The following is a 14,176-nucleotide window of genomic DNA, read 5'->3' on the forward strand; positions in this document are numbered from 1 at the left end:
GGTCGCCGTTTTCCCCGAATTGTTGAGTAATCCAGTCCGGTCCAAATCGGACCGGTCCTCGCGATTTCGGGTATAACCCGGTTTGCTTTTTTCAGTTCGCCAAGGTTAGAGGGGCGCTGAAATTATGTAATCGTTTCGGGGGAATACTAATGGGCCGCATCTCGCAATCTTTCGCTCGCACCGCGTCCGCGCTGGCGCTCGGTATCGGCCTTGCGGTCGGTCAGGCGTCGATCGCCGTGGCGCAGGATGCGCCTGCAATGCCGAGCGCGAGCGTTCCTGCGACGACGGGCATTCCCGCATGGGGGATTACCGGCGCCGATGTCGCGCCCGATCCGGATATCGTGTTCGGAGTGCTGCCCAACGGAATGCGCTACGCGCTCCAGCGCAACACCAATCCGGTCGGTGAGGCGGCGATCCGGTTCACCGTCGAAGTCGGCAGCCGAGAAGAGACCGATGCCGAGAACGGCGCGGCGCACTTCGTCGAACACATGGCTTTCAACGGATCCACCAATATTCCGGAAGGCGAATTGCTGCCGATGCTGGAGCGGTTGGGGCTCGCCTTCGGCGCCGACACAAACGCCGAAACCTCGCTGGATTACACCACCTACAAGCTCGCTTTACCGAACACGGAGGACGAGACGGTGGAAACGGCACTGGACGTCATCCGCGAAATGGCGGGCGAGCTGACCTTCGATCCCGAAGCGGTGGAGCGCGAACGCGGCATCCTGCTGAGCGAGGCGCAGCTTCGCAACGATCCCAACCGTCGCCGGATCACCGATTATCTCCAGACCGCGCTGCCGAACTCGCGTCTGGGTGAGCGCGTGCGCGCCGATGTCGAACGCATTCGCGGGATTTCCGCCGCCGATCTGCGCGCCTTCTATAACGGCTATTACCGCCCCGAACGCGCGACCCTGGCCATTGTCGGAGATTTCGACGTCGCGGAAATGGAAGAGCGCATCAAAGCCGAATTCGGCGACTGGCAGGCCGAAGGCGAAGCGCGCGCCATCTATCAGGGCCCCGTGCCGCAGACCGATGCGCCCGCGATCGCCAATTTCGTCGATCCGGCGATCCCTGAAATCATCGAACTCCAGCGCATTTCGGCTTGGGAACCGGCAGCAAACACGGTCGCGGATACGCGCGCGCAGTTTCTTCGCGCCATTGCCGGCATCGCGCTCTCCAATCGCATCGCGGCGCTTTCGCGGGCCGCCGATTCCCCAACGCTCGGCGCGCAGGCGCTCGAACAGCCGCTCTTCCGCAGTGTGAAAACCTACGGGCTCCTGATCGTCTCGAAAGACGGCCAGTGGCGTGACACGCTCGCTCTGGCGGAGCGCGAATTGCGCCGCGCGAACCAATACGGATTTACGTCCGCCGAAATCGCCGAGGCGAAGGCCAACATCGGGACAGCGCTGACGAACGCGGTTGCGCAGTCGACCGGACGGCCCAGCGCGGCTCTTGCCGAGGCGCTTGTCGCGGCGAGCCTTGCCGACAGCGTGCCGACCGCCCCCGCGGCCGATCTGGCCCTGTATCAGGCGATCGAGCCGACCGTGACAGCCGAGAGCGTCAGCGACGCTTTCCGCGCGGCCTGGCAGGGCGGGCCGAGCTTGGTCCACGTATCGACCAAAACGCCCATCGAGGGGGGCGAACAGGCCATTGCGGCGGCGTTGAGCGAAAGCGCGGAAATTGCCGTGACCGCTCCCGAAGAAGCGGCAGCGGTCGATTTCGCCTATTCCGATTGGGGTGCGCCGGGCACGGTCGTCTCCGACGAGACGATAGAGGATCTCGGCATTCGCACGGTGCGGTTCGCCAACGGCTTGCAGCTCAATCTCAAGACCACCGATTTCGAGCCGGGCAAGATCGCGTTTTCGCTGCGCACGGGTTCGGGCGTCAGCGCGTTTCCGAGCGACAAGGCCGGTCTCAAGGACCTGCTGCCGATCGCGATCAGCGTGGACGGGCTGGAAGCGCACGATCCGGATGAATTGCGGCGTGTCGTGGCGGGTCGGTCGGTTACCGACAGTCTCGCTGCTGCCAACGGAGCGCTGGTGGCGTCTGGCAGCACCGTTCAGGACGATCTGCAATTCCAGCTGGACCTGCTGGCAGCGCGCCTGACAGCCACCGCCTGGCGACCGGAAACGCAGGCTCAACTGGCGGGCGTTGCGCCGATCCTCGTCAAGAACATCCGCTCGGCTCCGACCGCGGTGTTCGGCAATGCGCTCAACGCCGTGCTGTCCGGCGGCGATGCGCGCTTCGGTGTCCTCGATGCGAGCAGCCTTGCCGAAGTGACGCTCGACGATCTGCGTGCGGTGGTTGCGCCGCAGCTGGCCGATGGCCCGCTTGCGCTCGGCCTGGTGGGCGATATCGATCAGGATGCCGCGATCGCCGCTGTCGCCGCAACGCTGGGCGCCTTGCCGGAACGCGCGCTGCGTGACGAGGACGGTGCGGCGCCTGCGCCGGTGTCCTTCGTCGCCGACAAGGCGACCAAGGTGCTCACGCATACCGGCCAGCCCGATCAGGGCGTGCTGTCGCTGAGCTGGCAGACCGACGATAGCGAGGATCTTCGCGACGATATCGCCCGCGACCTGCTCGCCGCCACCATGGGACTTCGCCTGACCGAGACGCTGCGCGAGGAACTGGGCGCGACCTATTCGCCGCAAGCTCTCAACTTCTCGCAGCGCACCTTCGACGGGTTCGGCCACATCACGGCCTTCGCGACCGTACCGCCCGAAGCGATGGAGGAGACGGCGAATGTCCTGCGCGAAATAGCCGCCGAGATGGCAGCGCAGGAGGTGTCCGCCGACCTGCTGGAAAGAGCGCGCAATCCGATCCGGGCGAGCTATGAGCGCGCGGAAAGCCAGAATTCGGCATGGCTGGACGTTGTCGCCATGGCGCAGAGCGATCCGACGCTGCTCAATCGCAGGCGGGACCGTCTCGACATCCTCAATGCCATCACGCCTGCCGACATCCGGCAGGCCGCGCGGACCTATCTGTCAGACGATCGCACCGTCGAAATCCGCGTCGTTCCGGAAAGCAGCGAATAGGGCCGCATATTGCGGATCGGACCGATCAGGGGGGGAGCTTGCACAGCGATCGCAACGAAATCGTCGCGCTCGAACTGCGCGATCTGAGCAAGACGTATGGGCGCGGAGCGAAGGCGAAGCGCGCAGTCAGCGATGTGACGCTCAGCGTGCGCTGCGGCGAGGTCTACGGGTTTCTGGGGCCGAACGGCGCGGGAAAGAGCACCACGATCCGCATGGCGCTGGGGCTCATCCGCCCCACGTCCGGCCAAGTGCGGCTTTTCGGCAGTGAGGTCACCGACCGCGACGCGCTCGGCCGCGTGGGCTCGCTGGTCGATGGCGGCACATTCTATCCCTTCCTGTCGGGGCGCGACAATCTTCGCGTCTTGGCGCGCACGCGCGGTATCGACGGCTGGCGGACCGAAGAGGTGCTGGAGCGTGTCGATCTGACGCGCGATGCGAAGCGCAAGTTCAAGGGCTATTCCACCGGCATGAAACAGCGCCTCGGCGTCGCGGCGGCGCTGCTGGACGATCCCGATCTGGTGATCCTCGACGAGCCGGCCAACGGGCTCGACGCGGCGGGCATTCAGGACATGCGCAAGCTGATCCGTGCGCTGGCGGACGAGGGCAAGGCCGTGTTCCTGTGCAGCCATCTTTTGCACGAGGTGCAGCAGGTTTGCGACCGGCTTGCAATCGTCAGCAAGGGCAGGCTGATCCGCGAAGCCGGCACGGCCGAACTGCTCGGCACCAGCCTTCGCCTGACGATCGAGGCGCGGCCGATGGATGCCGCGCTCAAGGTTCTCGAAACGCGCCGACCGATCGCAGCTCCCTCCGGCCACATCGCGGTGGAGGGCACAAGCGAGGAGGCACCCGCGATCGTGCGCGAACTTGTGGCTGCCGGAGTGGATGTGTTCCGGATCGCAGCCGAAGAACAGAATCTGGAAAAGGTCTTCCTCGAAATGACGAGCGATCCCAATGATTGACGCCGTAGCCGCCGAAGCGCTGAAAATGCGCCGCCACCGGGGCACCTGGCTGATGGTGTGGATCTTCCCGATCGCCATATTCCTGATCGCTCTGGCGAGCCTCGTCTATTACCAATTCGCACCGGCCAGTCCGCCCGCCGATCCCCAATCGGCGGCGGCCTGGATCGCCGACAGCACAATCTTCTGGCGGGCCCCCGGTTCGGCCCCAGGGCGCATCCTGATTGCCGGATTTTCCGCCCTTCTCTTTGCCGGCGAATATTCCTGGAACACCTGGAAGCTGATCATTCCGGCGCGAAAGCGTTGGCAGCTCGTGGTCGCAAAATGGGCCGTTGCGGTCGGCTTCGTGTTTGCCGCTTTCGCCCTGACCGATCTGATAAGCTTGACGACCGAGTGGCTCCGATCGCTTCAGGGGAGCGCAATACCCGAAGGCGTGACTCTCTCAGGCATCCTCGCCGCGCATGCCCGCGCGGCAGCGTATGCCTTGCTGCCGATAGCCTACGCCACGGCGTTCGCCACACTGTTCGCAGTGCTCACGCGGTCCATTCTCGCCACGGTCATCATTTCGATCGGGCTCGTCATTCTGGAGGGGATGCTCGGGCTTCTGGGCGTATTCTTCCACGCGCGTGCGCCCGATCTCACGCGCTTCCTGATCGAGACGCTGCCGCCCTACCACATGCTCAATCTGATCGAATGGGCGAACAGGAAGGCTGGACTGGTCTCGCCACTCGGCCCGGATGCGAGCGTGGCACTGAGCTGGACCACCTCGCTCATCGCGCTGCTGGCCTGGATCGGGCTTGCCATGGCGGTCACGCTGGTTCGGTTTTCGCGTCAGGATCTCAATTAACGCAGTTTTCCGACGCGTAGGGTCAGGAACGCGGCTAGCCCCAAGGCCGCTGCTGCGAACAGCATCGTCCAGATCGGCTCTCCCGGGAAGAGGAGCTTCATGATCGAGCCCATCAAGGTCGCCACCAGCAATTGCGGGACGACGATGAAGATATTGAAAAGTCCCATATAAATGCCGAGCTTCGCCTGCGGCAGATTGGAAGCGAGAATGGCGTATGGCATGGCGAGAATGCTGGCCCAGGCGATCCCGATCCCGATCTCCGCCACCAGCAGCGCCTGCGCATCGCGCACCACGAAGAACATGAGGAAGCCCAACGCCCCCAGCGACAGGCAGATCATGTGCGTCACTACCTGGCCGAACCGGCGGCTCAACTGGGGAAGCAGGGCCAGCGCCGCTACTGCTGCGACTCCATTGTAGACCGTGAACAGCACGTTCACCCAATTCGCGCCCTCATTATAGGCTGCGCTTGCCGTGTCGGTGCTGCCGAAGACGTATTGGGTCACCACCGGGGTGGTGTTGATCCACATGATGAACAGAGCGGACCAGCTGAAGAACTGAACGAGAGACAGCCGCTTCATCACCTCCGGCATCCCTGCGAAATCGCCCACGATGCTGGACAGCATGTTGGTCGTCCGCCCGCGTTTGGCGAGTGCGATGGCGGTCGCGCTCAACACGCCGTAGAAGGCGAGCAGGGCGCCGAGCAGCAGAACCTCCTTTTCCAGCGCGAGCGCGTCCACCGCCAGAATGACCAGCAGGCCGATCGCGATCCAGATCCCGCTGGAAAGGTAGCTCTTGTCCGCCAGCGCGCTCACCGGCTGTCCGGCCTCGACCGGATCGGCCTGTCCGGCGAAGGCGGCCTGCTCGTCCGGGCTGTATTCGCGCGTCGTCGCGATAGTCCAGAGCACTGCCAGGAACAGCGCGGCACCGCCGAACCAGAAGCTGTAGCGTACCGTGTCGGGCAGGGCCCCGGCCGCCGCCACATTGCTCGCTCCAAGCTGTTCGAGCAGCCAGGGAAAGATCGACCCGACCACCGCGCCCGCGCCGATAAAGGCGGTCTGGACCGAATAACCTGCGCTGTGCTGATCCGTGCGCAGCATATCGCCCACGAAGGCGCGAAACGGTTCCATCGAGACGTTGAGCGATGCATCGAGCAGCCACAGCATGGCAGCCGCGAACAGGAGCGGCGCACCGAAACCAGGGCTCAGCGGCATGAGGAAAAGGGCTAGGGCGGCGAAGACGGCCCCGGTCAGAAAATAGGGACGGCGGCGTCCCAGCCGGTTCCACGTCCGATCCGAAAGATGTCCAATGATCGGCTGCACGATCAGCCCGGTCAGCGGAGCGGCGACCCAGAGCGCGGGAAGGTCGTCCATACTGGCGCCGAGCGTCTGGAAGACCCGGCTCATATTGGCATTCTGTAATGCGAAGCCGATCTGGATGCCGAAGAAGCCGAAGCTGATATTGAACAGGCCCCAAAAGCCGAAGCGCGGTTTCTCGGTCGTCGCGGCAGTCGTCATCGATATCATCCTCGTCCGTTTCCGGCGGGTCTCTTGCCCGCTCGGAACCGCTTTCGGCTCGCACGAAGCGGCGAACCCGGCAAGGCTGCATACGAATGTGGCGTCGGAGCGGGGCGGGCTATACCGATGCGCTGGAGCCACGCAGGATCAATCGTCCGGGCAGCTTGCGAGGGGGAAGATCGCGCCCTTCGATCTGGGCCAGCAGGGTTTCGACCAGGGCCCGGCCCGCTCCGCCGATATCCTGCATCACGGTCGTCAGGGGCGGGGTCGTCAGGCTCGCCGCCGGAATATCGTCGAAGCCGACCACGGCGATTTCGCCGGGCACGCTGCGGCCCGCTTCGGCGAGTGCACGCATCGCGCCGATCGCGATCAGGTCGCTGGCAGCGAAGATGGCGTCGAAATCGGCGCCGGACGAAATCAGGGATCTGGCGGCGTCATGCCCGGCCTTCTCTGTGGTGATCGCATCGGCCTGAAGTGCGGAATCGGGTGCGATGCCCGCTTTCTCCATCGCACCGCACAGGCCCAGATAGCGCCCGCGAAATTCGGGATAGTGCTCATCGGCATGGCCCAGAAATGCGATGCGACGGCGTCCCGCTGCAATCAGATGCTCGCCCGCCAGACGCCCGGCGGCATGATTGTCGGTCCCCACCGTCACCCCGCTCGCATCGCTCGACACCGAACCCCAGCGGGCGAAATGCGTCCCCTGCCGTTCCAGCTGGTCGAGCCGCTTGCGATAGAGGGTGTAATCGCCATAGCCGAGCAGGATCAGCCCATCGGCCCGGTGGCTGTCCTGATAGCGGACGTGCCAGTCATCCTCCATTTTCTGGAACGAGATCAGCAGATCGAGCCCGCGATCCGCGCAGGCGCGCGTGATCGATCCGAGCATGGCGAGGAAAAACGGATTGATCATGCTCTCGTCGGGCGTGGGATCTTCGAAGAAGAGCAGCGCGATCGTGTTCGAGCGTTGCGATCGCAGCGAGCTAGCATTCTTGTCGACAGTATAATTGAGTTCGGCGGCGATCGCTTCGATCCGGGCGCGGGTCTGCGCGCTGACCGATTTGTCGCCGCGCAGCGCCCGGCTGACCGTGGGTTGCGACACGCCCGCACGGTAGGCGATGTCGAAGCTCGTCGGCCTCCCGCTCGGCGTGCGTCCCATGCCTCTCTCCCCATTGCGCGCCAAGATTGCGAGAACGACGGTTTTCCGCGCTTCCCGCAAGCGCTGGATACGCTAGGCCGGAGGGGCGATTCTGGCAATGCGCGGCGCGAGATCGCGCGTGGCAATCGCGCAACATCGGTGCCCGTGTGCATCGCATCACATACGTATGCTGTCTTCCGCAGCGCGCGAAACCAAGCCTATCCGTGAAGGGAAGGGCGGGGAACCGGACAAGCGGAAACCGCTCGAACCAAGGATTTCCGGCCCAAAGTGGACCGGCTCTGGAGAGGGTAGACCGATGGCTTTTCGCGAAACGCTTCGCAGCGGAATCAGCATTTCCGCATTCACCGCAACTCTGGCGCTGGCCGGTGGCCTGATCCCCGCCGCCGCGATGGCGCAGGGCAGCCAGCAGACCACGCCGGAGCAGGTGGACGAAGGCCAGCCGGTCACCGATCCCGACGCGGCGGACGATGATGTCATCGTCGTCACCGGCTTTCGCGCCAGCCTCGAAAGCGCGGTCGCGGAAAAGAAGCTGTCCGACCAGATCGTGGAATCGGTCACGGCGGAAGATATCGGCAAATTGCCCGACGCTTCGATCGGCGAATCGATCGCGCGCCTTCCCGGCCTTACCGCTCAGCGTCTCAACGGGCGCGCCAATGTGGTCGCGATCCGCGGCTTCGGCCCCGACTTCTCGCAGACGCTGCTGAACGGGCGTGAACAGACGACTACGAGCGACAACCGCTCGGTCGAGCTGGACCAGTATCCGTCCGAAATCGTCAATCAGGTCGTCGTCTACAAGTCGCCGACCGCATCGCTCGTGGGGCAGGGCCTGGTCGGGACGATCGACATCCGCACCATCCGTCCGCTCGAAACCGGCGAGCGGATCATCGCCGTCGGCGCGCGCGGTTCGTGGGCCGATATCGGCGCGCTGAACGCCGGATCGAAGGAATTCGGCTACCGCGTGAACGGCACCTTCGTCGATCAGTTCGCCGACGACACGCTCGGCATCTCGCTCGCCGCATCCTATGTGGACGAGCCCTACCAGCTGCAGGAATTCAACGCCTGGGGCTATGCCGGTACGCAGGTCGGCGGGCAGGATGCGGCGCTGATCGGCGGATCCAAGTCCTATGTCACTTCGACGCGCCTAAAGCGGCTCGGCGTCAACGGTACGCTGCAATGGCAGCCGATGCCGCAGCTGACCTTTACGGTCGACGGCTTCTATTCCAATTTCGACGACGACCAGACCAAGCGCGGTATCGAACTCCCGCTCGGCTTCGGCGCGTTCGGGACGACCTTCAATCCGGCCAATTTCACGGCGGAAGATGGGCTCGTCACCTCGGGCCAGTTCGACAATGTGCGCGGCGTGATCCGCAACGACGTGTTCCAGCGCAAGGCGGACTTGTATTCGGGCGGCTTCAACGCGCTGTGGGATGGTGACGACGGTTGGACCGCCTTCTTCGACTTCGGCTATTCGCGCACCGATCGCAACGAACTGAGCCTGGAGAGCTATTCCGGCACCGGCTTCAATGGCCCTTCGACAGGGCGTGGTTCGGCGGCGACGATCGGGTTCACTTCGCGTGACGAGGGGACGGTATTCAACCCATCGCTCGACTATAGCGATCCGGCGCGCATCTTCCTCACCGACCCGCTCGGCTGGGGGGGTGGCGCGATTCCGCAGGCGGGCTATTCGAACAACCGCATCATCGAGGACGAGCTGTTCCAGTTCCGCGGCGAGGTCGAAAAGGAATTCGACGGCGGCTTTCTGCGCAGCGTGCAGTTCGGCATGAACTACACGACGCGCGAGAAGAACCTGACGCCGGACGAGGCTTTCGTGCGTTTGCCCAATGGCGCGACCGAAGTGGCGATCCCCTCGCAATTCCTGCTGCGCGCGACCGATCTGACCTATCTCGGCCTCGGCCCGATCGTCAGCTATGATCCGCGCGAGCTGATCGCGGCAGGCATCCTCGTGCTCGAACCGCGCATCGCGACCGGGCCGAATGCCGCCAATGACGTTCTGAGCAAGAGCTACACGGTCAATGAAGACCTGATGACGCTCTATCTCCAGGCGAATATCGAACAGGAACTGGCGAGCGGCGTGCTGACCGGCAATGTCGGCGTGCAGGGGATCAACACGGTCCAGAATTCGACCGGCTTCATCTTCCCGGCTGCCGGCCCGCAGCGCCTGACGCTGGGCGACGATTACTGGGACGTGCTGCCAAGCGCGAACCTGTCGCTGCGCCTCAACAGCGACTGGGTGTTCCGCTTTGCGGCGGCGCGCGAGATCATGCGCCCCCGGCTTGACGATACGCGTCTTTCGATCGGCTACGGCATCGATACCTCGGTGCCCGGCGGGATCATTCGCGGCGGCGGCGGCAACCCGTATCTGCGCCCCTATCGCGCCAATGCCGTCGATTTCAACATCGAGAAGTATTTCGGCCTCGGCGGGGTCGTGGCGCTTCAGCTGTTCTACAAGGACATCAAGAGCTACGTCTTCAACGGACGTTTCGAATTCGACTATTCGTCCTTCCCTCCGCCCCCGGGCAGCGCGGCCTATCCCAACCTCTCGCCGATCGGGACGCTGGACGCGCCGATCAACACCGGCGGGGGCGATCTCTACGGTGCGGAACTGGCTGTAACCCTGCCGTTCGACACCTTTACCGAGGCGCTGGAAGGCTTCGGCATCACCGGCGGTGCCAGCTACACCAAGACCAAGATCGAAGACGCTAATGGGAACGAAACGCAGATCCCCGGCTATTCGAAGTGGGTCGTGAACGGGACGGCGTATTACGAGAACGCGGGCTTCAACACGCGTGTCAGCGCGCGCTATCGTTCGACCTTCCTCGGCGATTTCACCGGCTTCGGCGGGTCGCCGGTAAGGCGCACGGCGCTGGCGGAAACGATCATCGATGCGCAGATCGGCTACGACTTCCAGGACGGAAGTGCGCTGGAAGGTCTCTCGGTCTATCTCCAGGGCCAGAACCTCACCGATCAGCCCTTCGTCTCCACCGGGGCGGAACGCAATCAGGTGGTCGATTATCAGCTCTATGGGCGTCGCTTCCTCGCAGGCTTCACCTACAAGTTCTGATGCGGGCGGCGGGGGCCTCGGACATGCGCCGGGCCCCTTGCCGATCCGGCTTGCCGAACCGCCCGATGAGGGGCGAGGGAGGAGCATGGCCGTGACCCAGAGCAGTGAAACTCCCCTTTCGGTCGCCATAGTGGGCGGCGGCACGGCCGGCTGGATGGCGGCTGCGGCCCTATCCAAATTGACCGGGTGCAGCGTCACGCTGATCGAATCCGATGCGATCGGGACAGTCGGCGTGGGGGAGGCGACGATCCCGCAGATCCGCCTGTTCAATCGCAGCCTCGGGATCGACGAGGCCGAATTCGTCCGCGAGACGAAGGGCACTTTCAAGCTTGGGATCGAGTTTGCCGGATGGCGCAAGCCGGGCGAAAGCTACATGCACGCCTTCGGCAATCTCGGGCGCGGGGCGGGGTTGCTGCCGTTTCACCAGCTCTGGCTGCGCGGGCGGCAGTTGGGTCTGGCGAAGAGCCTTGCGGCCTATTCCCTCAACGAGACGGCGGCGCGCGCGGGTCGGATGCAGGCGTGGCAGCAGGCGCACGGCCAGCCCGACATGCCATGGGCCTACCATTTCGACGCGTCGCTCTATGCAGCCTTCCTTCGCCGGTTCGCCGAAGCGCGGGGAACGAGCCGTATCGAAGGCCGCATCGCATCGGTGGAGCGCGACGGTGAGAGCGGGGATATACGCGCCGTTGTTTTGGAAGATGGCGCGCAGGTCGAGGCCGATTTCTTCCTCGACTGCACCGGATTTCGCGCACTGCTAAGCCAAGGCGCGCCGGGGCAGGATTTCGCGGATTGGTCCCACTGGTTGCCCTGCGATCGCGCGGTTGCGCTCCCATGCGCGAGCGACGGCGATCCGGTGCCTTATACGCGCGCCACCGCTCACGAGGCGGGGTGGCAATGGCGGATTCCCTTGCAGCACCGCACCGGCAACGGCCTCGTCTATTGCAGCGATTACCTGTCCGAAGACGAAGCCGAAGCGACCCTGCGCTCCCATCTCGACGGCGAACCGCTGGCTGAGCCCAATCGGCTGCGTTTCAGGACTGGAATGCGCAGTGCGCCTTGGAGCGGCAATTGCCTCGCGCTGGGCCTAGCCGCGGGCTTCCTCGAACCGCTTGAATCGACGAGCATCCACCTGATCCAGTCCGGTATCGCGCGGTTTCTTTCGATGCTGCCGCGCCGCGGCGCGACGGCGACGATGGCGGCGGAGTTCAATCGTCAGGCCCGCTTCGAATGGGAAAGCGTGCGCGATTTCCTGATCCTGCATTATGCCGCGAACGTGCGGCAGGGCGAGCCGTTCTGGGATCGCTGCCGCGCCATGCCCTTGCCCGACAGCCTCGCTGCGCGGCTCGACCTGTTCCGTGCGACTGGATACCTCCACCGCGAGCACGAGGAATTGTTCACCGAGCCCGGCTGGGTCCAGGTGCTGATGGGGCAGGGTATAATGCCACGCGCGACCCATCCGAACGCCGATGCCATCGATCCCGCCGCACTCGCCCGGCTTCTGGACGAGATCGAGCGCGGGATCGCGGCAAACGTCGCAGCCATGCCGACACACGCCGAACTCCTGCGCCGACTTTGCGCGCCGCAATCCCCTTCCCGACCCGCCGCCACGATGGAGACGGCCCGATGAAACATATCGCTCTGACTTTTGCCGCCGCTCTGCTCGCCACCGCTCCCGCCTTCGCCGAAACGGTTGCGCCGGAAAGCTTCCGCGAACGCGGGGTGGAAGACGAGGTAATCTATTTCGTCCTCCCCGATCGCTTCGCCAATGGCGACCCTGGCAACGATCTGGGCGGCTATCCGGCGGATCGGCTCGTCAGCGGATACGATCCCACCCACAAGGGCTTCTATCACGGCGGGGACCTCAAAGGGCTGACCGAGAAGCTCGATTATATCCAGGGCATGGGCGTCACCGCGATCTGGTTCGCGCCGATCTTCAAGAACAAGCCAGTGCAGGGCGATCCCGGCAATCCGGGCAGCTTCAGCGCCGGCTATCACGGGTATTGGGTGACCGATTTCACGCAGGTCGATCCCCATTTCGGCACCAATGAAGAGTTCGAAGCCTTTGTCGATGCCGCCCATGCGCGGGGCATGAAGGTCTATATGGACATCATCGCCAACCACACCGCCGACGTGATCCGCTTCGCCGAGAACGAATACGAATATCGCAGCAAAGGCGATTATCCCTACTCGACCAAGGGTGGCCCGGATGGAGCGCCGATCAATCGCGGCTTCGATCCCAGCGATCCGAGCGCCGAGAACTGGGCGCGGCTGATCGATCCGAGTTACGCCTACACCCCCGTGGTCCCGGCAGCCGAACGTGACGTCAAAGTGCCCGCCTGGCTCAACGATCCGATCTATTACCACAATCGCGGCGATACGTTCTGGATCGGCGAGAGCAGCGTCTATGGCGATTTCGTCGGGCTGGACGATCTCTTCACCGAGCATCCGCGCGTGGTCGAAGGGATGATCGAGATCTTCGGCGGATGGATCGACCGCTACGGGATCGATGGGTTCCGGATCGACACTGCCAGACATGTGAACCCGGAATTCTGGCAGGCTTTCGTACCCGCCATGCTTGAACGGGCAGATGCGAAAGGCATCCCCAATTTCCACATCTTCGGCGAGATCGCCTACGACACGCCCGACGCAGTCACGGCGGCGCGGGTGATGGCGGAAGCGGACCTGCCCTATGCACTCGACATGGGCTTCGCCAAGGCGGCGCAGCTGGTCGCGAGCGGGAAGGAAGCGCCGCAGGTGATGGCCGATTTCCTGGTGCAGGACATAATTTATCCCGGCGGCGCGAAGACCGCGACGGGCCTTCCGACCTTCCTCGGCAATCACGATTTCGGTCGCTTCTCGATGTTCCTGCGCGACTATGCCGAGACGGAGGATCGCGACGAATTGCTGGCGCGCACCAGGCTGGGCCATGCGATGATGTTCGCACTGCGCGGGGTGCCGACGGTCTATTACGGGGACGAACAGGGCTTCATCTCCGACGGCAACGACCAGCTCGCGCGCGAGGACATGTTCGAAAGCCGAGTCGATGCCTATAACGACAACGCGCTGCTCGGCACCGATGCGACGACTGCGGACGACAATTTCGATAGCGGCCACCCGCTCTATGTCCTGATCGGAGAGTTGGCCGCGATGCGGACCGGCTCGCCCGCCCTGCGGCGCGGGCTGACCACTGTGCGCGGTTTCGACCATGAGGGGCCGGGCTTGCTGGCGGTCGAACGGTATGACGAGAAAAGCGATCAGCGCGTGCTGGCGGCGTTCAATTCGTCCGATCAAGCGATTACCCGCGATATCGAAGTGGATTACGGCGTGCGCAGTCTCACGGCCCTGTCCGGCGAGTGCCCCGCCGCCCCGTCGGTACCCGGCAGCGTGCGGCTGACGATCCCGGCTTTCGGCTGGGCAATCTGCGAACTGGGGGCGCAATGATGGCGAGCCTGAGCAAGACTGCACTCGCGCCGCAAACCGGTCCCGCCGTGCAATGGTGGCGCGGAGCGGCGATCTATCAGATCTATCCCCGCAGCTTTATGGATGCGAATGGCGACGGGATCGGTGATCTTCCAGGTATCACTCA

General features: G+C 64.2%; 8 protein-coding genes. 6 read left to right on the plus strand and 2 right to left on the minus strand.

The window, feature by feature from the left end; genetic code table 11:
• Nucleotides 1-149: 149 nt before the first annotated feature.
• The 3 genes from A3736_RS13185 to A3736_RS13195 are packed head-to-tail and all read left to right on the plus strand — an operon-like array spanning nucleotide 150 to nucleotide 4,838.
• On the plus strand, nucleotides 150-3,035 hold the full coding sequence (locus tag A3736_RS13185) for a pitrilysin family protein (RefSeq protein ID WP_067683786.1): 2,886 nt from the start codon (nucleotides 150-152) through the stop codon (nucleotides 3,033-3,035).
• A gap of 38 nt (nucleotides 3,036-3,073) precedes the next feature.
• Nucleotides 3,074-3,994 carry an ABC transporter ATP-binding protein gene (locus A3736_RS13190; protein ID WP_197465605.1) on the plus strand — a complete coding sequence of 307 codons (921 nt, stop codon included), beginning with the start codon at nucleotides 3,074-3,076 and terminating at the stop codon, nucleotides 3,992-3,994.
• Nucleotides 3,987-4,838: an ABC transporter permease gene (locus A3736_RS13195; RefSeq protein WP_067683789.1), complete on the plus strand. Its 852-nt coding sequence runs from the start codon at nucleotides 3,987-3,989 to the stop codon at nucleotides 4,836-4,838. Before A3736_RS13190 ends, A3736_RS13195 begins: the two co-directional genes overlap by 8 nt.
• Here the strand turns inward: A3736_RS13195 and A3736_RS13200 are convergent.
• Nucleotides 4,835-6,352, minus strand: a complete 1,518-nt coding sequence (locus A3736_RS13200) for an MFS transporter (RefSeq protein WP_067683818.1) — start codon at nucleotides 6,350-6,352, stop codon at nucleotides 4,835-4,837. The genes A3736_RS13195 and A3736_RS13200 overlap by 4 nt on opposite strands.
• Before the next feature lie 118 nt (nucleotides 6,353-6,470).
• Nucleotides 6,471-7,508: a LacI family DNA-binding transcriptional regulator gene (locus tag A3736_RS13205; RefSeq protein WP_067683792.1), complete on the minus strand. Its 1,038-nt coding sequence runs from the start codon at nucleotides 7,506-7,508 to the stop codon at nucleotides 6,471-6,473.
• A gap of 295 nt (nucleotides 7,509-7,803) precedes the next feature.
• On the opposite strand from A3736_RS13205, the gene A3736_RS13210 reads away from it, so the two are divergent.
• The 3 genes from A3736_RS13210 (at nucleotide 7,804) to A3736_RS13220 (ending at nucleotide 14,031) form a co-directional block, all read left to right on the plus strand.
• The gene (locus tag A3736_RS13210) at nucleotides 7,804-10,590 is read left to right on the plus strand and encodes a TonB-dependent receptor (protein WP_067683795.1); all 2,787 of its coding nucleotides are present in this window, start codon (nucleotides 7,804-7,806) and stop codon (nucleotides 10,588-10,590) included.
• 91 nt (nucleotides 10,591-10,681) lie between these two features.
• Nucleotides 10,682-12,217: a tryptophan halogenase family protein gene (locus tag A3736_RS13215; protein WP_255363002.1), complete on the plus strand. Its 1,536-nt coding sequence runs from the start codon at nucleotides 10,682-10,684 to the stop codon at nucleotides 12,215-12,217.
• Nucleotides 12,214-14,031 carry an alpha-amylase family glycosyl hydrolase gene (locus tag A3736_RS13220; RefSeq protein ID WP_067683801.1) on the plus strand — a complete coding sequence of 606 codons (1,818 nt, stop codon included), beginning with the start codon at nucleotides 12,214-12,216 and terminating at the stop codon, nucleotides 14,029-14,031. Before A3736_RS13215 ends, A3736_RS13220 begins: the two co-directional genes overlap by 4 nt.
• Nucleotides 14,032-14,176 lie beyond the last annotated feature (145 nt).

This window comes from Erythrobacter sp. HI0063 (genome assembly GCF_001635685.1).
GTDB lineage: Bacteria > Pseudomonadota > Alphaproteobacteria > Sphingomonadales > Sphingomonadaceae > Qipengyuania.